The organism is Moraxella sp. HMSC061H09, assembly GCF_001809255.1.
GTDB lineage: Bacteria > Pseudomonadota > Gammaproteobacteria > Pseudomonadales > Moraxellaceae > Moraxella > Moraxella catarrhalis.
This window is the reverse complement of record NZ_KV796860.1, coordinates 76,879-101,787: the sequence shown is the minus strand read 5'-3', so window position 1 is coordinate 101,787 and position 24,909 is coordinate 76,879. Positions and strand designations below refer to the sequence as shown.

The following is a 24,909-nucleotide window of genomic DNA, read 5'->3' as shown; positions in this document are numbered from 1 at the left end:
TGTCGTCCCTTGAATTCTAGTCAAATGATGGGCAATATTTTGGGTTGTCTCATGAAAATATCGCCACTCATCTTAATGTTAAATCGTTTATCATTAAGATGAGTTGTTTTTTATCTTGCATTTTAAAAATTATTATTTATAATAACTACTAATATGTTTATTACTATTTATAATTAAAAGGAATTGCGGTGAGTGTAACTCTAAGACAGCTCAAAGCCTTTTTGTTGGTAGCTGAACAAAATAGTTTTACCAAAGCAGCCGAGACATTGTGTCTCACACAATCAGCATTGTCTGGATTAATCAAAGAGCTTGAACAGAATTTGGGTGTCAAATTATTTGACCGCACAACTCGCAAACTGCATTTATCTGATGCTGGTATGCGACTTTTGCCACAAGCTCGGCGTGTGCTTAATGAGATGTCAGTTTTAAATGAAAAGGTGAATAACCTAAAATCACTGCATCAAGGGCATGTGCGTTTGGCAGTTTCGCAACAATTATCAGCAAGCACGATGCCAAAATTTGTGGCAAAGTTTTGTGATATTCACCCAAATATTCAAGTGACACTCACCGATTGCTCGGTTGATGATGTGGTGGAGCATATTGAAAATCTAGAAGCAGATTTGGGCGTTGCCCCAGAGCGGGTGCATTCTGATGATTTGCAGGCGGTGGTGTTATTTTCTTCGCCATTTTATTTGGTGTTGCCTGCCACTCACCCATTTGCCAAAAAAGATGTTTTGCGTTGGACGGATTTATTGAATGAACGGCTGATTACGCTTAATGGCCCGTTTATTAAAAGTCTACAAAATGAACTGCCTGCTCAAATTTCAAGCCGTATTTTTAACTCTGAGTTTGAGGTAAATTTTTTATCAACTGCACTTGGAATGACCCGAATGGGACTTGGCGTAACCTTATGCCTATTATACGCTGCTGAATGGGTGGAGCAAAATGGCTTGGTGATGCGTCCTATTGCCGACCCTGTGGTAGAGCGTAAATTTTTATTATATACGCACAAAAATCGCTCATTATCACCTGCAGCGTTGGCATTTAAGGAGTTTTTAGAACAAAATGCCCATGAATTTTTAGTCAGTCATTCAAAAGTATCAGGTATCTAAGCTGCCATTGTGATGATACATTGTGTGACAAATTTTATGCCAAACTTTTGCCCAAAAGGGTTGAAATTTGCATTATACTAAATAAGTTTTAATCAACTTAACAATTAAAAGGATGCATCAATGTTTGAACATGTAACCACTTATGCAGGCGACCCAATTTTAGGCTTGATGGATAAATATGCCCAAGACCCACGCACTGACATTAAAGTCAATCTTGGTGTGGGCGTGTACTATACCGAAGATGGTCAATTGCCTGTACTTGAATGCGTCAAAACCGCCGAATCCAAAATCACCAATCCACCTCGTCCACGAGGATATTTGCCAATGGATGGTTTGCCAGGTTATCGTAAGGCATGCCAAGATTTGTTATTTGGTAAAAATCATCCTGCAGTTTTAGAGGGGCGTGTTGCCACGATTGCAACTTTGGGCGGTTCTGGTGCGTTAAAGGTTGGTGCTGATTTTATCCATGAGTGGTTTCCTAATGCCAAATGCTATGTGTCAGACCCAACTTGGGCAAATCATGTGGGTATTTTTGAGGGTGCAGGTTTTGAGGTGGCAAAGTATCCTTATTATGATCCAAAAACTATTGGCGTAAAATTTGATGAGCTGTGCGAATTTTTCAAGACTTTAAATGAAAATGATGTAGTGCTACTACACCCATGTTGCCATAACCCAACTGGTGTGGATTTGACCCGTGAACAGTGGAATGTGCTATTACAAATCGTCAAAGATAAAAAACTTATTCCATTTATGGATATTGCCTATCAAGGTTTTGGCGATGATATGGATGGTGATGCGTATGCCATTCGTCGTGCGGTGGGGCTGGGATTGACGGTATTTGTCTCTAATTCATTTTCAAAAAACTTGTCACTTTATGGTGAGCGTGTGGGCGGTTTATCTGTCGTTGCACCAACCAAAGAAGAAGCAGATGTGGTACTTGGTCAATTAAAATTTACCGTCCGTCGCATTTATTCAAGTCCAGCTGCACACGGCAACTATGTTGTTGATGCGGTCATGAATGATGAAGCATTATTTGCGTTATGGATTGGTGAGGCATATGAAATGCGTGACCGCATTCGTGATATGCGTCAAAAACTCCAAGAAGCATTAAGCACTAAACTGCCTGAGCGTGATTTTAGCTATTTTACCAAACAGCGTGGTATGTTTAGCTTTACAGGACTAACCAAAGAGCAAGTGATTCGTTTGCGTGAAGAATTTGCGGTATATATGGTTGAAAATGGGCGTATGTGTGTGGCAGGTCTGAATAATTCTAATGTAGAATATGTTGCCAGTGCTATGGCTGAAGTGCTTAAGTAAGCTAAGTCACCTGTCATAAAACTAAGCACCAAATTTTTAAAAATTTGGTGCTTTTTGACAGTTAAATGATAGTCAAGATGGGCTAGTCTTAGGCTAAAAAATCACACAATATCAGAGCAATCCCCAATTTAGCACAACAGGTTTTAATGATTGCGACAAATTTCGTGATGTTTCATGTGAAACCTAAAACCTAAAAGGTCATTTAAATTACCCCATAAAAATAACCATAAATATCACAACACGCCCAAATCTTCGACGATTTGGGCGTGTTGTTTGGCTTAAGCTTACCTGATTAATAGTTAGGCTTGGCTGCGTAGATACTGGGTTAGCAACGCCACAGGACGACCTGAGGCGGTATTGGTGCTACCACTCTTCCAAGCAGGACCTGCGATATCAAGATGTACCCAAGCTTGACCTTCTTTGATGAACCTTTGCAAGAAACATGCTGCGGTAACTGAACCTGCTTCACGCCCACCAATATTTTGGACATCAGCAATTTTTGAATTAATCTGCTCATCATAGGCATCATCTAAAGGCATATGCCAAACCAAATCACCCGTATACTCACTGGCTGCTTGCAGGGCAAAGAGTGCATCTTCATCATTACTGTACATGCCTGAACGAACGCTGCCCAGTGCAATCACGCAAGCACCAGTTAAGGTAGCTGTATCGATGATAATGCGTGCATCGTAATGCTCTTGGACATAGCAAAGTGCATCACACAGCACCAAGCGACCTTCGGCATCGGTGTTTAAAATTTCAACAGTAGTACCATTCATAGCGGTAACAACATCACCTGGGCGAGCTGAACGAGATGAAGGCATATTTTCAGCACAAGCAAGTACAGCGACCAAATCAATTTCAAGTCCAGCTTCGGCGACTGCTCGCACAGTACCCAAGATAGAGGCAGCACCACCCATATCAAATTTCATCTCTTCCATGCCAGCGGCAGGTTTTAGTGAGATGCCACCTGAATCAAAGGTTAGACCTTTACCAACCAAAGCAAATGGCTTATCTAGCTTAGCTTTTTTATCGGATTTTTTGGATTTGCCATAATACTCAATAACGGCAAGTTTGCCTTCTGCATCTGAGCCTTGTGAGACAGCAAGAAAGCACCCCATGCCAAGTTTTTTCATGTCTTTTTCATTCAGCACGGTAACCGAAACGGTATCGGCATAATCCTTGGCAAGTTGTTTGGCTTTTTTTGCAAGCTCGCTGGGGTTAAGCACATTGGGAGCTTCATTGGCGACATCTCGTGCGGTGGTAATACCAGCAGCAGTTGCTTGAGCAAATACAAGTGCTTTATCATAGTCGGTTTGAGTGTCTTTATTACTGATGATAACAATTTCACGCAAAGTATCGGCATCTTTTGGTTTGGTTTTGTGATGCTCAAAACGATAGCTTGCACCAATTAAGGCGGTGACAAATTGTGTAAAGTGAATTTGGCAAATGGTATCACCCCACAAAATTGCCGCACTTTGAGAATTTTTAATCACATCATAAGTTGCCACGGCAACTTTAGCGATATTATCAGCAAGCTTATCAAGTTTACCCACGCCAACAATACTGATGGCTGGAGATGCTTGGTCATCTAAAGCATAGTCGGTAACGCTTTTACCAAGCGTGCCTTTAAAGTGGCTTTGCTGGATAAGTGCTGTGGCGCGTGATATATATTGGGCATCACCCAAATTACCCAAAATTTGACCTTCATCGTTAACAAAGACCACAACAATGGGTAAGGGTTTGTTTTTGGTGGCTTTTTTTAAGGTCAGCGTATTTTTGACGCTGATTTGAAATGTATGTGCTGGCATATCTTTTCCTTATTATATGTGAATGACCGAAGCTGGTGTTTTGGGGTGATGATGCACCAACGCCAGTTTCCAAGCTTAGTGTAGCATAAATGGCGTCATGACAAAATCAAATTTCATCCAAGATGCAAAATTTATGGGCTTAAATTTATAGGTTGATACGGGGTGTTTTGATCCATGTTTCTTGGTTGGTATCAATGATAAGACCAAGTGATTTTAAGCGTTTATCAATGGCACATGATAGGGTGTATTTGGGCTGAAAACATTGGCAACAAAATAAACTTAGCAAATCACTTAAAACCGTTGTGGTTTTTTGTTATCATAAGAAATTTGTTGGCCACTTTTTGGAGCTTGTGCTTTTTGATTTTACGCTGCCATATTTTACGCCGTTATATGACCACACAAGTCGCTTCAACCACTGCCTTAGTTTTGGGATTTTTGGTAGTGATATTACTGGGCGGTCGTCTGATTCGCTATTTTGGGATGGCGGCAGAAGGTGGGCTTAATGTTGGCGTTTTGTTTCGTCTGATTGGTTATAATTTTCCCTATTTTCTTGAGCTGATTTTACCGTTGTCTTTTTTTATTGGTTTAATGTTGGTATTTGGGCGGTTGTATACAGATCATGAGATGACGGTAATGAATGCCAGTGGTATCAGCCGAGGGCGTGTGGCACGACTGCTTATGCCGTTGGTGGTTGTGCTGATGTGTATTGAAGGTTGGGTGTCTATGGTGGCTAAGCCTTGGGGTATGGAGCGTGCTACCAATATTTGGCAAGAGCAGTCAGTGGCTCAGGTTTTTGATTTGATTCGCCCCCAAGAATTCATCAGCAGCGGCGATTATCACCTGTATGTGGGTGAGATGGGTGCCAATCGTGAGTTCTTAAAAGATGTCATCATCATTCAGATGCATACTGCCGAACCAAGTGATATCCAATCAAGACAATCCCATCAAAGAGATTCTATCATTTTTGCCAAATCTGCCACACATGTTGAAACTGGCAATGGGCAAATTCAGCTAGACTTGCAACAAGGTCGACGCTATGAAGTAGATCCAACAAGTCGCCAATACAGTCAAATTGGCTTTGAACGCTATCGCATGACTTTATCTGTCAAGCCTCCTGAAGGCACCAGCCACATACGCATTGAAGGCGTGAGTACCACTGAACTTTTGTCAATCATTCAAGGTCACTCCAAGCGTGATAATCCTCAAGAAGCATACGCCGAGCTTGGCTATCGTCTGAGCATGCCTTGGCTGATTTTATTGGCAATCTTATTGGCGACACCTTTGTCTTATGTGCGACCACGCCAAGGCAGATGGTATAAACTGGTGCCAGCGATTTTGATTTATGTTGCGGGCGTGCTTGTGGTAATTTCTTTAAAAGATACCATCGCCAAAGGCAAGCTTTCACCCGTGATTTATCTGGCTGCTTTATTGATGATGATGGTCGTGGCGATGTATCTGAATTACCATCAGCAAGTGATGATGCGGCTTCGTCTTAGGCGTCAAGGTGGAGATGTGGCATGAAATCATGGATTTTACCAAAATATGTCATCCGCTCAGCACTGCTTGCCATGGCAGGTGCTGTGGTGGGTTTATGGCTTGTACAGATGGTATTTGCTTATTTGGCCGAGCTTGATAATATCAGTGAAACATATACGCTGACCGATGCACTGCTATTTATTTTGTATCGCTCGCCTTATTTTTTGGTGCAATTTATCCCAACTGGCACACTTTTGGGGGCAGTCATTGGTTTGGGCTTGCTTGCCAATCACAGTGAGCTTATCGTGATGCGAGCTGCTGGCATGAGCATATATCGTATCGTCAGCTGGGCGATGTTGCCTGCGGTCATTTTTGTTGCCATATCGCTGGGTGTCAATCAATTTGTCCTGCCTACCGCCAATCAGCATGCCGCTGCCATCAGAGCAGATACCATTTATGATAAGCTTATCACGATTGATGGCTATTGGTCAGTCAATCATGATGGCGATAGTCAAGATGTGGTTTATATCAGCTATGCCGACAACGAAGGCGGGCTTGGAGAGGTCAAACGATATCAGCTCAAAGATGGTCAGCTAATCACTGCACTCAAAGCAAAATCAGGCGTATATTTGCCACAGTCTGATGATGTGATGAATGCACAAAAAGCCCGCTATACTTGGCAGTTATCAGGCATTGATGAGATTGGCATCGGTACATCACAAGTGCAACAAGCACACAGCGAAGGCAAAATACTGACCTTACCGATTGCACCGACCGATGTGTATTTATTGACCAAAGAGCCTGAAGATTTATCACTTAGCAGTTTGTACGCCCACAGGCAGCTCATGGCACATCAAGGCACACGCTCACTGCGTCATGAATTGGCATTTTGGCAAAAGCTACTTTCGCCCTTTGCGGTACTTTCGTTAGTATTGGTGGCATCATCATTTGTCTTTGGTTCACTGCGTTCCCAAGGCTTGGGACTGCGAGTGGTCTTGGCACTTTTAACGGGTCTTTTATTTAGTTATTTGACTGATTTGACGGGCTTTGTGGCTTTGGCAACGGGTCTTTCGCCACTGTTAATGGCACTGGTGCCGATCGTGCTATCAGCGATGGCGGGTATGTATTTACTAAATCGCAAATCAAGCTAAACTGGGTGTAACCTAAGTTTAGCTTAATCGGTGACGCTTGGCGGTCGTGATGCAGGTTTGATAGCGTTCATTGACACGGGTGGCAAACCAATTGGTATCAAAGTCTCGGCTAAGCTTGGGCCCTGAAATGACAACTTTTGGCATAATGGCATAAGTAGGCTCTCGCCCAAATTTACTGGCAAACATATCATTCACCGCACGATAAGTGATGGTTTTTTCAAAATCACGAGTTTTTTCTTTTTTAAAATCAGATCGGATTTGTTGTGCGTTGATGGGTTTTGATGCGGTAGCAAGTAAAGCGATGGCGGCAGTTTCGGTAGAGGATATTTTGCTTATGGGGCTGCCATCTTTATAAAGCAATAAATCTCCATCAATGGCTAAGCTTTCACCACTTAAAGTAGCGATCCGCTGCTGAAAGGCAGCATTTCGGCTTGAATACATACCCGAATTATAATCAGCAAAACGGTATAAAGGCTTGTCATAATTTGCCTGATATACCATTAATCGATGTATGCCATAATAAAGCCCGCCATAGCGTGTGTATAAATCGGCACGCAAATCCCGATCGCTCATGCTGGCACGGCGATGTGCTCGTGCGTAGTCGATATGTACCTGCATAGAACCAAGTGTTGTGACAGGGTTGATGCGTTCATCAATGCCTTGTCCTGAGAGTTTTGTGATGTTAGTTAAAGGGGCTATTTTATAGGTTCTGGTAAAATAATCAAAAATCTCTCGGTATAGCTCATCAAGCTGTTTTTCGGTTTTTACAGCTTTGATTTGTTTGATGAAGTTGTTTTTTGGCGTTGGGCGTGTCTCAAGCATGTTACGAAATACGCCTGCCATATTTTTACCAAGTTTATCTTCTAGCTTGTCATCAATGGCTTTTAGGGCAGCATTGCCTAAGTTTGGGACGCTGGGATCGGCATGAAAATTTGATTCTTGGTCAATGACAGCGATGGCGGTACAGATATTTTGTGCGGTTTTCGGTAGTGATAATTCATCAAAAATATCGCCAATATCAGTTGCCCATAGCTTGGCGTTATTGACACGCTTGGGGATTAATTTGGTGATTTGGGCATCGCTGAGCGTAGGTTTGTCTGTGATGGTCTGCTTGACTGCATCACAGCCTGACAAAACCACGGCACACAATAAAATACTAGTAGGATACATTTTATGCATCTGGTCTACATCCCAAAATATTTACACAAGAAACACTAAAGACAGTGGAGCAGATGACGCTCAAAAAGGCATCTTATAGTAATTTGACAGTTAATTTTCGTCAAGTGCTTGTACAAAAATACACCATCGTGCAAGAAGTTTGTACCAATTTAAGCACAATCATTTTGGCACACACTGTCAAGCAATGCTTCAGGCAAATTAGCTGCTGGTAAAGATACTTGGGTCATCATGCAATCGCATCAACCCTTCTTGCTGCGTTGAAGCGATAAGTTTGCCATCTTGCCAAAATTGACCATGGTTTAGACCCTTGGCGTGGCTTGTGGTATCGCTCCACATGTCGTAGAGTAGATATTCGGTCATATCAAAAGGGCGATGGAAATGTATGGAATGGTCAATACTAGCCATTTGCAGACCTTGTGTCATCAGGCTTAGCCCATGACTCATTAAACCTGTGCTGACCAAATAATAATCAGACACAAACGCAAGTAGTGCTTGATGAATGGCAACTGGCTGCTCCCCAATATCAGCGATACGCACCCAATTGGCTTGGTGTGGACGCTCAGGCTTGGGTGTCACAGGGTCTCGTGGTGTGACGGGGCGGATTTCGACATGACGCTGACGCATAAATCTTGCTTTGAGTGGTTCGGGAATTTTATGTAAATAATCCGCTTTGAGTTCTTGCTCGGTTTTTAGGCTTTCAGGGGGTGGATAATCAGGCATGGTTTCTTGGTAATCAAGCCCGCCTTCCATGGGTGAAAATGAGGCAATCATCGAAAAAATGACCTGTTCATTGGTCGTATGATTACCGTTTTTGTCGGTGGTTGGCACATATTGCACCGCAATGACTTCTCGGGCTGATAAACTGCGTCCATCACGCAAACGGCGTACTTGATAGACGATCGGTAGACGAATGTCGCCACCTCGTAAAAAATAACCATGTAGGCTATGACAAGGTTTATCAATCGTTAATGTGTTAGCACCAGCAAGCAGCGCTTGGGCAAGTACTTGCCCACCAAACACTCTAGGCCCAACATAGTCAAAACTTGGACCTTCAAAAACATCATCACCAATGCGTTTTAGATGTAGAGTATTTAATAGATCTGTGATTTGTGTCTTGACAGCTTCAGGTGCTAGAGCATAGCGTTCAAAAGAAAATTTCATATGACTCATTAAGTGTTGCGTGTTGGTTGACTGATATTATCATCAATTTGGTTGGGTGATGACCTTAAAATATCTTTGGCATAAATTAAAAACTGTCAAAATTATACCACTTTTTTATCAATTTTTTAGGTAAAAAATCCAAACAATGATAGAATAAAAATTCACTTCTTTGTATTGATTAATTTATGCAAAAACTTGTAAATTTGTTCAAAAAATCTGGCAGCCAACCAAGTGCGTTACCCAAACCGCCCCAAAATAGCCAAGATCATGGCAATGAACGCACACCAAGCCCTTATCGCCGTGCTTCAACCAAAGGATTATCGCTTGTGGTTAAGCCAGCTTTATTAGGTGAGATACCAAAGATTGATGATAAAGTACCGACTTTTTATGTGATTCGGTCGTATTCACGCTCAAACAGTCTGCTTGTTGGTATGCAAACCGAGGCACTGGGTTTACCTGCAGCATTAGCAGAGGTGCATGCTGAACAGATTCATGAAACTTCTGCCATGATTTTTTTAAAAGACCGTCGTACAAAAAGCACAAATAGGCATGTACCTCGTCTTAAACGACTGATACAAGCTTGCCTTGATAATCCTGAGCTAAAAATTAATCTGGTGCCTGTGACCATTCTGTGGGGGCGAGCACCAGACAAAGAAGAATCTTTATTTCGCTTACTGATGGCAGATGAGTGGGAGTCGCCTTCAAAAGCCAAACAGTTGTTTAATATTGGTGTGATGGGTCGTGATACTTTTATCCATTTTTCCCAAGCAAAAGATTTACAAACCCTAATTGCCCAAACTCAAGCATCTGGCGAAGATGGCATGACGATCGCCATTGCACAGCGTCTTCAAGGTTATTTGGACAAACAACGCACCAGCATCGTCGGCCCTGATTTATCTGATAAAAGAAATGTGGCAGGTGAAATTTTATCCTCACCTAAAGTGGTAAAAGCCATTGAAGAGCAAGCAGCGACATCTGGTAAATCCATCGCCGCCGTTAAAGCAGAAGCTCAGGGCTATTTGGGCGAGATTACCAGCAATTATTCACATTCAGTGGTGCGTTTTTTTGACCATTTTTTAACTTGGCTTTGGACACGGCTGTATGATGGCGTTCAAGTGCGTCATTTTGAGCGTGTGCGTACACTTGCACCAGATTATCAGGTTGTTTATGTTCCATGTCATAGAAGCCATGTTGATTATCTTTTGTTATCGTACGTGATTTATAAGCGGGGTTTGCGTATTCCGCATGTGGCAGCGGGTGAGAATCTCAATATTCCCATACTTGGAGAATTGTTAAGAAGCGGGGGTGCATTTTTTATGCGTCGCAGCTTTAAAGGCAATACACTGTATAGCACTGTTTTTAAAGAGTATGTACATAGTTTGATGCAGCGTCAAGCACCGATAGAGTATTTCATTGAAGGAGGGCGTTCACGCACAGGTCGTCTGTTGCCACCTAAGCTTGGTATGCTTGCGATGACAGTCAACAGCCATTTGCGTAAACCTGCCAAACCTGTTGTATTTATCCCAGCTTATATCAGCTATGAACGCATCATGGAGGGAGCAACTTATGTGGGAGAACTCAAAGGTAAACCCAAAGAAAGCGAAAATTTACTTGGCTTATTAAAAACGGCACGCAAAATTGAGCGTATCTTTGGGACGGTGCATTTGTCATTTGGCAGCCCTTTATATTTGACAGACTTTATGGAAAAATTTCAGGTCAACGCATGCGATGATAGTGATGAAAACACCAAAAAAGTCCACGCCATGGTTCAAAACTTGGGCGTCAAGGTCATGCAAAATATCAATAAAGCCGCTGTGGTGAATCCTGTTTCGCTATTGGCATTGGCCCTGCTGTCAACACCAAATGCTGCACTTGATGAAGCCCAATGCCTTGAACAAATCCGTCTGTATCAGCACATTGCCCAAGCCTTGCCTTATGATGATGACACCCATGTCACCGATATGACACCAAGGCAGATTTTAAATTATGGGGTGAAGCTTAAGCTCATTGAACGCATGCCACATATTTTGGGTGATATGATTCGTGTGGCAGATAAGCAAGTGCCACTTTTATCTTATTTTAAGAATAATATTTTGCATGTATTTATCATCGCAAGTTTACTGGCAGCATTGGTACAAAGAAATGGTCGTATCAGTCATCAAAAGTTAGATGGTATTACTGAGCTTTTATATCCATTTTTGCAAAGTGAGTTATTTTTAAAAATATCACTTAAAAATATCATTGAAAAAGTTCATCAAGTGCTAAAATTACTGATTGAACAAGAGGTAATTGTTGAGCTAGGTCAGGGCATTGTGGGCAGTCCTGAGGGCAATTCACAGGCTTATCAAAAACTGATCGTACTGGCAAGTCCAGCCCAGCAAAGTCTTGAGCGTTACTTTATGGCATTAACCTTGCTTTCCAAACAAGGTTCAGACCGTCTGACGACCGAACAGGTGGTGACTTTATGCCATGTTGTCGGTCAGCGTGTATCGGTGCTGCATGCCGATGATTTACCAGATATGTTTGATAAAGCATTGTTTACAAGCTTTATTGATACTTTGGTTCGCATGGGTTATATCAGTATCAATACAGAGACCAATTTATTATCCTTTGATGAGCGTATTGACCGCATTGCTGAATTTGCAAAGTTTGTACTACAGCCAGATATGATGCAAGTACTCACCCATACCGCAAGCCTTTCTTCTGATGAGCTAGGTTTGGCGATGGCAAGCATGGAGAAAAAACGCAAGTTTGGGATAAGATAGCAGGCGGTTTTTTTGCTAAGTTTGAATAAAAAAGTTTACACACCAACCAATTGTCATTAGAGTGAAAATGATTATGAACACCATTACCCATGCCATCATTCCCACCGCAGGCTTTGGTACTCGTATGCTGCCTTTATCAAAAGCTGTACCCAAAGAGCTGTTGCCACTGGGTGATAAACCTGCTATTCATTATGTGGTTATGGAGGCGGTGCGTGCGGGCATTAAAACCATTGTGTTGGTCAATCATGCTCAAAAGCAGGCGATTGAAAACTATTTTGATATCAATACCGAACTTGATAGCCAGTTACGCCAAAAAGGCAAAGATGGCTTGGCAGATGGCCTAAACTTTTTACCCAAAGATGTACGCATTGTCAGTGTGCGTCAAGGTTATCCGTTGGGGCTTGGTCATGCAGTGCTACAAGGGCGTGCTGTGGTGGGCGATAATCCATTTGTTGTGCTGTTGCCTGATGTCGTGCTAGATCCATTTACGACCGATTTTAGGGCAGATAACTTGGCATATATGATGACAAGATTTGCCCAAACTGGCCGCAGTCAAATTTTGGTTGAACCTGTGGCAGATAGTCAGGTGCATAAATATGGCATTGCTCGGCTAAAGGATCGGCAAAGTGTACAAAAATCGGATGCTAATCACCCATTTGATGTACTGGGTTTTGTCGAAAAACCAAGTTTGGATCTTGCACCGTCCAATCTTGCTGTAGTGGGGCGATATGTATTTAGCCCTGAAATTTTTGAGTATTTGGCAAAAACCAAGCCAAGCGTAGGCGGTGAGATTCAGCTCACCGATGCCATCGATGCACTCATCAGCCAGCAGGGTATGGATGTGGTAACAATAAAAGGGGCAAGCTTTGACGCTGGTGATATGACAAGCTATATTCAGGCATTTGCTTATTTTGCCAGTCAAGTCGATCAGTCGTTTTAATTTTTAGCAAAACCAAAAAACAAGGACGATTGATGAATACTTGGCATGACTTAAAAAGACTTGCTCACTCACCCATTAATCTGCAGCATTATTTTACCGCTGATAGCAACCGTGGCCAAAAATTTTCAGCGACAGCGTGTGATATTTATATGGATTTTAGTAAGCAGGCCATTGATGATGAAAGTTTGCTTAAGCTGATACAGCTTGCTGATGCATGTGAATTATCACAAAAAATTAAGGCATTATTGGCAGGTGAAAAGGTCAATGATACCGAGCAAAGGGCGGCACTGCATACCGCATTGCGTTTACCAAAAGGTGAGTCGCTTATCGTTGATGGCGTGGATGTTGGGGAGCAGGTGCATGATAGTTTAGATAAATGTGAAGCCTTGGTTCATCGTATCCGTAGCGGTATTTGGCGTGGCTATTCAGGCAAGGCGATCCGTGATGTGGTGAATATTGGCGTCGGAGGGTCGGACTTAGGTCCGTTGATGGCAACAACAGCACTGTCTGAGTGGGCGGATACTGATATCCATGTTCACTTTGTTTCTAATATGGATGGCACACAATTAGAAAGTTTATTAAAAAAACTCAATCCGCAGACAACTTTATTTATCATATCATCAAAATCCTTTGGTACGGTAGATACTTTATCCAATGCCAAAACAGCATTAAGCTGGTTGCTGGCCGCTTATGCACATAAGCCAACAATTTTACGCCGCCATTTTATTGGTATCTCCACACGACCTGACAAGATGAGCGATTGGGGCATTCATCCAGACAATCAGCTTTTATTATGGGATTGGGTTGGTGGTAGGTTTAGTATGTGGTCAGCGATTGGACTTGCGATTGCGGTGCGTATCGGCATGGCTAATTTTCGTGCATTATTGGCAGGTGCACATGAGATGGATAAGCACTTTGCACAGGCAGATTTTTATAAAAATTTGCCTGTATTGCTAGGACTTATTGGTGTTTGGAATGCAACTTTTTTGGGTATTAATGCACATACTGTCTTGCCTTATGATGGTCGATTGAGCCATTTTCCCAACTATTTAACCCAGCTTGAAATGGAATCTAACGGTAAATCGGTCAAACGCACAGGAGAATCGGTTAATTATAGGACTTGCCCAATTTTATGGGGAGACATTGGCTCAAATGCACAACATGCGTTTTATCAATTACTACACCAAGGAACACAGCGGGTTTCTTGTGATTTTATTACCCCAATTCATCGCTATAATGATACTCAAATCGTGAATAACTCTTTAGTTTACCAGCACAAACTGTCATTGGCCAATTGTTTGGCACAGTCTCAAGTCCTCGCCTTTGGCAACGCTGCACTACCGCATGGCGTGGCAAATGCGGCAGATGATTTGGCAAAATTTAAAAAATATCGGGGCAATCAGCCTTCCACAACGCTGTTATTGGGTGATTTAAACCCCAAAACTTTAGGGGCATTAATTGCTTTGTATGAGCATAAAGTGTATGTCATGAGCGTACTTTGGCAAATCAATCCTTTTGATCAATGGGGCGTGGAAGTTGGTAAAGTGATGGCAAATCGTGTCTATGACGAGCTGATCAGTAAGACAAATACAGACTGCTTCGACCATTCGACCAATACGCTTTTGTCTGTCATCAAGCAGTCAAGGATAATCAATGAATAATAATGCCTATGTGATTGGCCATCAACACGAAGCGATTAATACTTGTCTTTGGTTGGCAAGCATGAATCAAACGGTTTATTTGTTGGCTGATGAGCCGTCAGTTTTACAAACGCTTGAATATTATCAATGCGACCATCAGATGAATACATTATGGCAGCTGTATTGTGTTCAACAAAAAATTATCATCACAGACAGTCAAAGACAGGCATTTTTATCATCGGCTCAAGCTGGGGTTTTGTGGTTATTTTTAGATGATGTGGATGATATCACGCTTAGCCATATCATACATGTGCTAGACAGTCCGCACAGTCGGATTATTTTAAGCGGTGTGCAAAAGCTTGGTAAGATTGATAAGATTGCCAAACAATTTAAATCATCTTGGGTGTATTATTTGCCCATCAGCTTTATGAAAGATGGTGCTAATTATAATGCGTTTTATCATTCGGATTTGGTGATGATTGGTGAAAAAACCGCAGGCAGTGTTGCTTATTGCCAGATATTATTAAGCTTAAAAACCTATGCCAAGCATTGCCAAGTTGCTGATATTTTAACGGTGGAATTTGCCCGAAGTACTTTGATGGCGATGTTGGCAACTCGGCTGTCTTTTATGAATGAGATGGCAAGACTTGCTGATAATCAAGGGGTAAATATCAAATCAGTTGAACGCATCATTGCCCAAGATGGTCGTATCGGTTCGGCTTATCTGTCGGCAGGATGGGGCTTTGGTGGCAAGACATTGCCACGAGAGCTTGAGCTTTTAATGGATAAGTTTAAACAAAACCGTGTCGACACTTCGCTTATCAGTGCTGTCAGTCACATCAATAACGACCAAAAAGAGCTGATTTTTCGTAAGTTTTGGCAATATTTTAATGGTTTTATTGAGCATAAAACAGTCATGATTTGGGGAGCAGGTTATCGAAATGGTGCATCACGCATGATTAATTCTGCCATTCATCCATTGATTGAGCTGCTTTGGTCGTATGGCATTTGTACGCTCGTTTTTGCACATAATACCGCCTTTGAAATGCAATCAACTTATGGCGATCATCCATTGTTAAGATTGACTGATGATCCTTATCAGGATTTGGTACAAGCTGATGCACTGTTCATCATCAATTGGTCTTTATTAACCAAGCCTGATATTCATGTGCTCAATCAAATTAACATTGCAATTTTTGATGCCAAAAATGTTTTAGATGATGAACAAATCGCCATGCTGACAGCACCTTATTATGGTATTGGGCGAGAAAAGTATTCATAGCAGATGCCATTGATTTTAATTTGCCTGATGGTTAAATCTAATCATGGAATTAACAATCTTTCCAACCTTTCCAATCTCTCCACTCTCTGCATTCTTTTTAAGTTGGGCATACTTTTGCCATGCTTTATTTTGGCATAACTGCTGTAAGCCCATTGCTACTTTTTATCATTTATCCATATGTCCAATAATGTGCTTTATGTAATTTAGGCACACTATTAACTCGTGCCACTGTTAACATTCAGCATAAAAATCTTAACAATGAATCAAAGCATCGTATTGGCTGTTAAATGATAAGCTTATATTTATTTAAATTCAGACTAAATGATTGTAATATGGACATATCAAGGTTGAAATCAAAAATTTTGGAGAGTTATGTACGATAATGATAAAAAATTGACCACCATCGTAGGGGTGTTGTATACGGTGTCTTATATTGCCATATGGTTGGTCAGTGGCTATATTTTATGGGGCTGGATTGGTGTGACAGGATTTACTCGTGCGATACTTTGGCTGATCGCTTGGATGATTGTGGGTACGATTGCTGATAGAATTCTGATACCGATTATTTTGACCGTCGTGGTTGGGTTATTTTCTATCTTTTTTGAAAAAAGGCGATAATTTGGTTATTTTTTCACAAAAAATCATGATTTTTTTTGTAAACTATCTAAAATATCAATTATGTTATATTATGTGATAAAAGATGGGCATGCTTAAGTTTTGGATTGCAAAAATCCTAATATCATCACTGACCAAAGCTGTGATGATATCAAAACTTTATCAAAGTTCTTAGGGTATTATCAAGATATCATACCAAATGAATACTTACCCAACTTACTATAAAAATCAAATGATATGACTGTGATTTTATTATCATAGATACAAAAATCAAAACGCATGAGCCAAAGGTATGATGAATGAATACAAAATTTCGCACACATTATGACAATCTAAATGTCGCCAGAAACGCTGACATTGCGGTGATTTGGTGGGATAGGGGTCAAGCCAGTGCGATTAAGCTAAATTTTTATGTGGGCAATCGCTGACTTTATTTTATTTGTGCCAGTTGGAACAATTCGTGGTCTAATGTATTTATTTTAAGGAGATAATGATGAGATTTTTATTGGTTGGATGCTTGGCAACCTTATTTTTACTTGGGTGTGGTAATAATTCTAGTCAAGAATTAGAGACGAATACCATTGAACAATCAAGCCCAAGAATTACAATAAAAAATGAAATGATCGCAGCTCAACCGTTGCCAGAGACAGGGGCAACCAACAAACCTAATTTGTATGGTGATTCACCTTTACAAATAAAAACCAACTCAGGAAGTCATTATTGGGTAAAAATTGTCAATGCTTATGACGAGCGAGAAGAGCTGGTGAGTTATTTTATCCGTGGTGGAGAAACATTAGATGTTACTCTGCCCGCGGGAAGTTATGTCGTGAAATATGCTTATGGAGATACTTGGTATGGCGAAGAGTATTTATTTGGCGAAAATACAGGTTATTCCAAGGCGGATGAAGTGTTTGAATTTTATCACAATCAAGGCTATGTCATTGAGCTTATTCAACAATTAAATGGCAATTTACACACAACCATAATTGACGAAAGTCAGTTTTAGGAGCTTTTATGAAAAAATTTATCTTGCAAGTTTATTATTGGCAAGTGGTCAAATGGCACTGGGGGCGAATTGGATGTCCACTGGTGTTAGTAGTAATGGCAAAGAGACCTATGAAGTGGACTATGACAGTATCTCGGCTTATCATTTTAATAGTTATGATAAAAACAGCTATTATATCACCGCTTAGGTAAAATTAGATTATCCCACCGCCCAAAAATTAAAGGATGGTCGCTTGTATCGTCAAGCAAAAGGTCTTTTGTATGTTGATTGCTTGGGTAAAAGAGTGACTTGGGGTGATACGGTATTTTATGACAGTAAAGGCAATGTGGTTGATAGTGGGCGTAATTATGTCAATACTTATTCATCCAGCAATTGGAATAGGATGGTTCCAGATACGATTGGAGAGGATGTGTCAAAATTCATCTGTGGCGTGTATGATGCCAAATCCAAATCCCAAACCAAATAAGGATAATTTATAAAAACTTGATCCAAACTCACTTTATCCACCTTATTATTATCCACCCTCACCGCCCATGCCATATGTCCCTGACCTGTTTGGGGCATATGGCAAAGGTGCGGTTTATGGGTGATTGACAAGGCTGGTATATCATAGTATTTTTGATTGCTTTTATGACAAACACAGGGACAACGGACATGAAAAATATTGATACAAGCCCAAGCAATAGCGAGCATCATTTACCCAAAAAAATCTTGGTAACAGGCGGAGCGGGTTATATCGGCTCACATACTTTGATTGAGCTGATACAGGCGGGATTTGTGCCAGTGGTGTATGATAATTTATCCAATTCAAGTTTTGTTGCAGTGCAGCGAGTTGAGCAAATTGTTGGCAAACATATTGAATTTATTCAAGGTGATGTTTTGGATAAAACGCATCTTGACGCTGTTTTTAAGGCACATCAGTTTTTTGCTGTAGTTCATTTTGCAGGGCTAAAAGCTGTGGGAGAAAGCACCAAAAATCCCTTAAAATATTATCAAAATAATGTTGTCGGCACACTCAGTCTGTTAGAGCTGATGGCAAAATATGGGGTTAAAAATTGCGTTTTTTCATCATCGGCAACCGTCTATGGCAGCTCAAATCGCCTACCAATCACCGAGGATATGCCGCGTTTTTGTACCAGTCCTTATGGTCAAAGTAAATTGATGGTAGAGCATATATTGGAGGATTTGGTGAATGCTGATGATACATGGAATGTTGTCTGTTTGAGGTATTTTAATCCAATTGGTGCACATGAAAGTGGGCGAATTGGTGAGGATCCAACCGATATTCCAAATAACCTGATGCCATACATCAGTCAAGTGGCGGTAGGTAATCTTAAACAGCTGTCTGTATTTGGCAATGATTATGAGACACCTGACGGTACGGGGGTGCGAGATTATATTCATGTGGTGGATTTGGCAAAAGGTCATGTGGCAGCACTGCATTATTTGGTTGGGCAATCTGTGGGCATTGGATTTTGTCCCATTAATCTTGGCACAGGTCAAGGAACTTCGGTTTTACAGCTTATTAAGGCGTTTGAGTCAAATACTGGTCAAAGCGTACCGTATGTTATTACCAGCAGACGCACAGGTGACATTGCAGCCTATTATGCCAGTGCTGATAAAGCCAAAGCTATACTTAACTGGACAGCAGAGCTTGATATTGAGCGTATGTGCGTAGATACATGGCGGTGGCAGTCAAATAATCCAAAAGGTTATTTATCCTAACAAATCCTGTCAAAAGTTTTGTTAATGCTGGTTGTGGGCATTGATAGGTGCACTATCTACGCACAATATTTTATCTTGTTCTACTCAACTGTGACTGACTTGGCAAGATTTCTGGGCTTATCCACATCCGTGCCTTTGACCAGTGCCACATGATATGCCAATAATTGCACAGGGATGGTATGCACAATCGGCGATAGTGTACCGATATGGCGTGGTGTGCGAATGATATGAATGCCTTCGCTGGCAGTATAATCACTATCCAAATCAGATAATACAAATAACTCACCACCACGAGCAGAGACCTCTTGCATATTGGCTTTGACTTTATCAAGTAGTCCATCATTGGGCGATATGACGACGACGGGCATGTTTTCATCAACCAGTGCCAAAGGACCGTGCTTAAGCTCTCCAGCAGGATAAGCCTCAGCATGAATGTAGGTGAGTTCTTTTAATTTTAAAGCACCTTCAAGGGCAATCGGATAATGAATACCACGACCTAAAAATAAAGCACTTGGCTTGTTGGCAAAACTTTGCGCCCATGATGCAAGTTGTGGTTCTAAGTTTAGGGCATGTTGGATACTGCCTGGTAATAACCGCAAATCCTCGGCGTAGTCTTGTGCCTGTGATTCATCCACATGACCACGCAAGATACCTAAAGTGACCGCAAGACCAAATAACACCACCAGCTGTGTGGTGAATGCCTTGGTGGATGCCACGCCAATCTCAGCACCAGCACGCGTGAAGATGGCAAGTGTACTGGTGCGTGGCAAGGCCGATTCCATGACATTGCAAATGGACAAGCTGTAGCGATGACCTTGTGCCATGGCATATTTAAGTGCTTCCATGGTATCTAAAGTTTCACCTGATTGGCTGATGGTAATGACCAGCTCGTCGGGGTCTGAGATGACATCACGGTAACGGTATTCACTGGCAATTTCAACATCGCAACGGATTTTGGCAATACTTTCAAGATAATGTTTGCCAGTGAGTGCTGCATAATATGAAGTACCGCACGCCAAAATTTTAATACTTTGAATTTTGGCAAAGATTTCAGGCGCCTCTTCACCGAAGTTATCAGCAACAAATCCACCTTCTAAAAAAATTTCGGCAGTGTCAGAAACTGCTCGTGGCTGTTCATTGATTTCTTTTTGCATAAAGTGGCTATAAGGACCAAGCTCCAAGGATGCTAAAGACATCTCAGAGGTTTTAATGCTGCGATTGACCTGATTGCCGTCTTTATCAAGCAGTTTTTGGATACCATCAGCTTGAAGTAGGGCAATATCGCCATCTTCTAGATAAGTGACACGGCGAGTAAAGGCAATGACTGCTGAGACATCAGACGCAACAAAAACCTCATTATCGCCAAATGCAACTAACAGCGGGCACCCCATGCGTGCGATGACCATTTGATTTGGTGCATCATTAGCGATAACTGCGATGGCATAAGCACCATGAAATCTTGAGCAAGCTGTTTGGACGGCATGGTATAAATCACCGCCATTGGTGGTATATTCTTGATGTACACTGTGAGCGATGACTTCGGTATCAGTTTGTGATTCAAATTCATAATCCAAGTGCTGAAGGCGTGTGCGTTCGGTCTCAAAATTTTCAATAATCCCATTATGTACAACCGAGATAAGCCCTGCTGAAATGTGTGGGTGGGCGTTGGGTTTGGTGACACCGCCATGGGTTGCCCAGCGGGTATGACCGATACCTGTCAGACCATGAATTTGTTTTTGTTTGGCAGCTTCTTCCATCAGTGCAACCCGCCCCACACGGCGTACACGGCGGATGCCTGATTCGGTTTGCACAGCGATGCCTGATGAGTCATAGCCACGATATTCTAAGCGTTTTAGCCCATCTGTTAAAAAATCTACCACATTATGATGTGTCCGAATGGCACCAACGATACCGCACATAAGCCGTTCCTTAGTCTCTGATTAAATTAGGTAAATTATAGCATACCAAATGGTGGATGTCGCTTTTTGTCGGTAAGAATCAATCAGTTAAACCCAATCGTTGGGCATTTGTAAATTTAAAGTTCATCCCCATATTTCTTTGCATATCGTTCATTAACTATTCAATCAGATAAATTTTGGTAGGCAAATTATGACAACTCAAACTCAACACACGCCTAAGCGTGATTATCGTCAGCGTTTTTTTATTGATGGCTCGGTGGTGCGTGGCGATGTGGTCAAGCTAACCGATGCTTATCAAACCGTCATCACCCAAAAAGACTATCCCGTTGCCCTTAAAGCATTGCTCGGCGAGATGCTTGTTTCGGCAAGTTTGTTGATTAGCACACTAAAAATAGACGGCAAATTATCCATTCAGCTACAAAGCTCTGATTCTGATGCTCGCCTAAATTGGGCAATGGCAGAGTGTGATCACACAGGTTCGGTGCGTGCTTTGGCAGGGTTTGATGATACCAATCAGAATCAAACAGTATGGCAACACCTAAAATCTGCCGATGAAGCCTTTGGTGAGCTTGGCAAAGGGGTTTTGTTCATCAGTATCCACCCTGATAATGGCGAGGCTTACCAAGGGATTGTTGAGCGTGTCAGCGACAGCTTGGGTGAGTGTTTGGCACATTATCAAAGACAATCTGCCCAGATTCCAACCATCATTAAGCTTGCCACCAATGAGACGACAGCAGGCGGCATATTGGTGCAACTATTGCCCCAAAGTGATGCTGATAAAGAGGCTGACCCTGATTTATGGGACCGCTTGACAGCACTCACCGATACACTAAAGACAGACGAACTCACCGATTTGGACGCCAATGAGATTTTGTATCGGCTATATCATGAAGAAGATGTGGTTTTGCCAAGTTTGACACCGCTACAATTTGCCTGTACTTGCTCAAGCCAAAAAAGTGAAGGTGCTATCTTACAGCTTGGCTATGACGAAGCCAAACAAGCTGCAGCGGCACAAGGCGGTGTATTGACGCTTGATTGTGGTTTTTGTGGCAGGGAATATCGGTTTGATGATCAAGCGTTAGCCCAGCTGTTTGCTGATGGCTTATCAAATCATCATAAGTAAGCATTTTCATCCATTTTTTAGATGCTTAAGCCGTTTTATTCCAAGCATTGATTAAAGCAAGTTAATTCAATCGTATTTTTGATAAAACGGTTTATCATCTTAACCAAATGGCACATGGCTTTTATTGATCATGTGTCATTTGCCATGCTTGCCTTACCATTGTCGTTTGATTTGGGTATTATAAAGCCCCACATAACCCTCCTTTTTATCAATCCCTGCATATTCAAGACTGGCATCTTCATAGCGTTTAAACTTATACACCGCATCATTCATCACCGCTTCATCAAAAACATTTAAAGAGACGAGCAAAGAAAAGTCCGCCTGCGTAAGCCCCGTTACTCGGGTAAACAGCTCAGGTTCAAGCACCGTAATCACATCTTTTAAACTGTGTTCTCGATAATCTGATAAATACATAAAAATCGGAATGCGTGTGGCAAATTTAATCAATTTTTCTTGGATTTGTTTACGCAAAGATTTTTGCTGTTTTTCTTCATCGCTTAATGTCTTTTTATCTTCTTTTGACAATTCACCATCATTTTTGGCTTTTTCTTTTAAGCCTTTAATTTTTTCCGAGCGATTAATGACCACTTCAATATCATCATTTAGGTTTCTAAACTCTTCAATGTTATTTAAAGCATTCATGGCATCTTCATTGCTCATCAGATTTTTTAAGGTGATGTCATCAACATTGACCAATAACGCACTTTGCCAGCGTCTTGCTAACAGTGTGGCGGTCGTGCCACTCATCGCCATATCCAACAATAATTTGGCATCCACCTGTTGCATGGCACTGCCGTCATAGGCAAGCACAGGCAAAAAAGCAATGAACTCGGCAACTTTACTCTCTGGGTTGCCCTCTTTTGGGTTTAGTTGATGGGCATAATCAGCGATTTGGCGTAAGGCACGATTGGGGGCAAAGTCAAAAATATAACATTGATTTTTAATCACAGTTATCCCATCATCACCCTGCACTGTCCAAGGCGTTTGCACCCGAAATCCTGCCTGAAAATAAGTCTCAGGGCTGGCACAATTTCTGAGCATAAAAATCCCCGTCCACGCAGGCACGCTAACGCCCGTCATCAGCTTACCGCAAGATAGGGTGATGGTTTTTGTCTGTAAAGGATTATTGCCAATGGCATCATTAACAGGGGCTAATGCCTTATCGCCCATGCCTGCCTGATTGCCTGCCGCCACAATGATTGTGTAGTTATGATAAAATTTATTATTGGGAGATTTTAATAAATTTGCCATGGCATAACAACTGGCAACACTTGGCAAAAACCAAAGTGTGTGCAATAAACTGTTTAATAAATTATCATCACTAAATGGCATGGGCGGTTTGGCATTGCCTTGTTTTAGATTATTGACAATCATTTCATCAAGATTATCACGAATTAAATCCAGCCATTTTTGCACATAAGTTTGGTGTTTAAATTTCGCCGTATCGCCGCTGCCATCTGCTTTAAAAAATTCACCCAAATCAAATTCATTAAATTCACCCCCTGTGGCAATCGTGCGAATATGCTCGGGTAATTGATAAGTCAAGAGCATTATTTGCGGTAATGACAAATACGGATTATCGCCCCATTGTTGTTGGTATGGGCTATTATCCCAATTTAATTTTTCTTTTTGTTCATCGCCATAAGTCCAATTAAAAATCTGCTCTTCAATAAATTCGCCTGATGCAATCGCCCGAAATGGCGTGCCTGACAAATACAAATAATGGTCAGCTGTGATTGGCAATTCATTTTCATCAAAATTTTCTATCTGTATTTCCATGTCTTGATAGTCATTTTGCGTTTCTATCAATTCATCACCTTTGGCAAATAGACCTTTGGCACTATCACGCCACGCCCCAAAATGATATTCATCAAATACCACACAATCCCAATTCATTGCATGAATGTCTTGGTTTTTGGCTTTGATGTTGCCATATTTATCTCTGCCTAAGACATCTTGAAAAGAGGCAAAATACACCATTGGTCTATTTTTATCATAATTTTCTAATGTTAATTCGCCATCACGGCTGATAAACTGCCAACCATCAAAATCACTGTGCGTGGTCAAATCTTCTTGCCACGCATTTTTTACCGCAGGTTTAAAGGTTAAAATCAGCACTCTTTGCCAATTCATTTTTTTGGCAAGCTGATAGGTGGCAAAAGTTTTGCCAAATCGCATTTTGGCATTCCATAAAAAATGCGGTGTGCGATGATTGTTTTTATCTTGTTTGATGGCATTAAAATAATGAGCGGTTTTATTAACAGCGTCTAATTGCTCTGGACGCATGGCAAAATCTTTTGTTTTTTGCCTTTCAAGAGTTTTGGCTTGTTTGATGTTTAAAATGGCATTTTTAACCGTATCAAGGTCGCATTCAAACCATTCGCCTGCGATGCGTTTTATGCCCATTTGTTCTAGCATTTTATGTACGGCAAAATCTTTAAAATAACTGCCATCATTTTTTATCGCCGAGGTCTCAAATTCCACTTGCCAGCTTTGGCTTGGCGTAAGGGTTGGATAATGCTGTTTCATTCGCTGGCTTACCGTTTCTTGGGCGGTATAGCCCACTTTAAGACAATTTGGATAACGGCTATCAGAATAAACATAAATTTTTGGGGTGTGGATTGGGGTAAATTGGCTCATGTTAGTTTCTCGCTGTGTTAGGCTGTCATCATCGTTGCTATATTGAT

At 41.5% G+C, this 24,909-nt stretch carries 18 protein-coding genes and 1 pseudogene; 14 read left to right on the top strand and 5 right to left on the bottom strand.

Going from position 1 to position 24,909, the window contains the following annotated elements:
* Positions 1–188: 188 nt before the first annotated feature.
* Together HMPREF2573_RS08765 and HMPREF2573_RS08760 are read left to right on the top strand one after the other, a co-directional pair.
* Positions 189–1,112 (top strand): LysR family transcriptional regulator, encoded by a 924-nt coding sequence (locus HMPREF2573_RS08765; RefSeq protein WP_003657246.1) that lies wholly within the window; start codon positions 189–191, stop codon positions 1,110–1,112.
* A gap of 120 nt (positions 1,113–1,232) precedes the next feature.
* Positions 1,233–2,429, top strand: coding sequence for an amino acid aminotransferase (locus tag HMPREF2573_RS08760; protein WP_003660423.1), 1,197 nt, complete (start codon positions 1,233–1,235; stop codon positions 2,427–2,429).
* A gap of 299 nt (positions 2,430–2,728) precedes the next feature.
* Here the strand turns inward: HMPREF2573_RS08760 and HMPREF2573_RS08755 are convergent, their stop codons facing one another.
* The gene (locus tag HMPREF2573_RS08755) at positions 2,729–4,240 is read right to left on the bottom strand and encodes a leucyl aminopeptidase (RefSeq protein ID WP_003657249.1); all 1,512 of its coding nucleotides are present in this window, start codon (positions 4,238–4,240) and stop codon (positions 2,729–2,731) included.
* A 207-nt stretch (positions 4,241–4,447) separates the two neighbouring features.
* On the opposite strand from HMPREF2573_RS08755, the gene lptF reads away from it, so the two are divergent.
* Together lptF and lptG are read left to right on the top strand one after the other, a co-directional pair.
* On the top strand, positions 4,448–5,761 hold the full coding sequence (gene lptF / locus HMPREF2573_RS08750; RefSeq protein ID WP_003661353.1) for an LPS export ABC transporter permease LptF: 1,314 nt from the start codon (positions 4,448–4,450) through the stop codon (positions 5,759–5,761).
* Positions 5,758–6,867: an LPS export ABC transporter permease LptG gene (gene lptG / locus HMPREF2573_RS08745; protein ID WP_070473224.1), complete on the top strand. Its 1,110-nt coding sequence runs from the start codon at positions 5,758–5,760 to the stop codon at positions 6,865–6,867. Before lptF ends, lptG begins: the two co-directional genes overlap by 4 nt.
* A gap of 18 nt (positions 6,868–6,885) precedes the next feature.
* Here lptG and HMPREF2573_RS08740 read toward each other — a convergent pair whose 3' ends face one another.
* Entirely contained in the window at positions 6,886–8,046 is a 1,161-nt protein-coding gene (locus HMPREF2573_RS08740; RefSeq protein ID WP_003657254.1) for a DUF1615 domain-containing protein, read from the bottom strand.
* Between the two features lie 198 nt (positions 8,047–8,244).
* A complete protein-coding gene (locus HMPREF2573_RS08735; RefSeq protein ID WP_003673415.1) occupies positions 8,245–9,207 on the bottom strand; it encodes an acyl-CoA thioesterase in 963 nt (320 codons plus the stop codon).
* Between the two features lie 185 nt (positions 9,208–9,392).
* On the opposite strand from HMPREF2573_RS08735, the gene plsB reads away from it, so the two are divergent.
* The 9 genes and pseudogenes from plsB (at position 9,393) to galE (ending at position 19,180) form a co-directional block, all read left to right on the top strand.
* Positions 9,393–11,972, top strand: a complete 2,580-nt coding sequence (gene plsB, locus HMPREF2573_RS08730; RefSeq protein WP_070473221.1) for a glycerol-3-phosphate 1-O-acyltransferase PlsB — start codon at positions 9,393–9,395, stop codon at positions 11,970–11,972.
* Positions 11,973–12,045: 73 nt separating this feature from the next.
* Positions 12,046–12,912 carry a UTP--glucose-1-phosphate uridylyltransferase gene (locus tag HMPREF2573_RS08725; RefSeq protein ID WP_003663458.1) on the top strand — a complete coding sequence of 289 codons (867 nt, stop codon included), beginning with the start codon at positions 12,046–12,048 and terminating at the stop codon, positions 12,910–12,912.
* Between the two features lie 32 nt (positions 12,913–12,944).
* Entirely contained in the window at positions 12,945–14,573 is a 1,629-nt protein-coding gene (gene pgi, locus HMPREF2573_RS08720; RefSeq protein WP_003673413.1) for a glucose-6-phosphate isomerase, read from the top strand.
* The gene (locus HMPREF2573_RS08715) at positions 14,566–15,834 is read left to right on the top strand and encodes a UDP-glucose 6-dehydrogenase (protein ID WP_003660429.1); all 1,269 of its coding nucleotides are present in this window, start codon (positions 14,566–14,568) and stop codon (positions 15,832–15,834) included. Before pgi ends, HMPREF2573_RS08715 begins: the two co-directional genes overlap by 8 nt.
* Positions 15,835–16,206: 372 nt before the next feature.
* Positions 16,207–16,452: a hypothetical protein gene (locus HMPREF2573_RS08710; protein WP_003660430.1), complete on the top strand. Its 246-nt coding sequence runs from the start codon at positions 16,207–16,209 to the stop codon at positions 16,450–16,452.
* A gap of 296 nt (positions 16,453–16,748) precedes the next feature.
* Entirely contained in the window at positions 16,749–16,877 is a 129-nt protein-coding gene (locus tag HMPREF2573_RS09770) for a hypothetical protein (protein ID WP_003657264.1), read from the top strand.
* Positions 16,878–16,942: 65 nt separating this feature from the next.
* Positions 16,943–17,455, top strand: coding sequence for a hypothetical protein (locus HMPREF2573_RS08705; protein ID WP_003674405.1), 513 nt, complete (start codon positions 16,943–16,945; stop codon positions 17,453–17,455).
* 205 nt (positions 17,456–17,660) lie between these two features.
* Positions 17,661–17,921 (top strand): annotated as a pseudogene (locus HMPREF2573_RS09670) (surface-adhesin E family protein); the annotation flags it as partial.
* Between the two features lie 188 nt (positions 17,922–18,109).
* A complete protein-coding gene (gene galE / locus HMPREF2573_RS08695; RefSeq protein WP_070473218.1) occupies positions 18,110–19,180 on the top strand; it encodes a UDP-glucose 4-epimerase GalE in 1,071 nt (356 codons plus the stop codon).
* A gap of 80 nt (positions 19,181–19,260) precedes the next feature.
* Here the strand turns inward: galE and glmS are convergent, their stop codons facing one another.
* Positions 19,261–21,099: a glutamine--fructose-6-phosphate transaminase (isomerizing) gene (gene glmS / locus HMPREF2573_RS08690; protein ID WP_003657268.1), complete on the bottom strand. Its 1,839-nt coding sequence runs from the start codon at positions 21,097–21,099 to the stop codon at positions 19,261–19,263.
* 190 nt (positions 21,100–21,289) lie between these two features.
* On the opposite strand from glmS, the gene HMPREF2573_RS08685 reads away from it, so the two are divergent.
* The gene (locus HMPREF2573_RS08685; RefSeq protein WP_003657270.1) at positions 21,290–22,222 is read left to right on the top strand and encodes an Hsp33 family molecular chaperone HslO; all 933 of its coding nucleotides are present in this window, start codon (positions 21,290–21,292) and stop codon (positions 22,220–22,222) included.
* A gap of 153 nt (positions 22,223–22,375) precedes the next feature.
* Here the strand turns inward: HMPREF2573_RS08685 and HMPREF2573_RS08680 are convergent, their stop codons facing one another.
* A complete protein-coding gene (locus tag HMPREF2573_RS08680) occupies positions 22,376–24,862 on the bottom strand; it encodes a DEAD/DEAH box helicase (RefSeq protein WP_070473215.1) in 2,487 nt (828 codons plus the stop codon).
* Positions 24,863–24,909 lie beyond the last annotated feature (47 nt).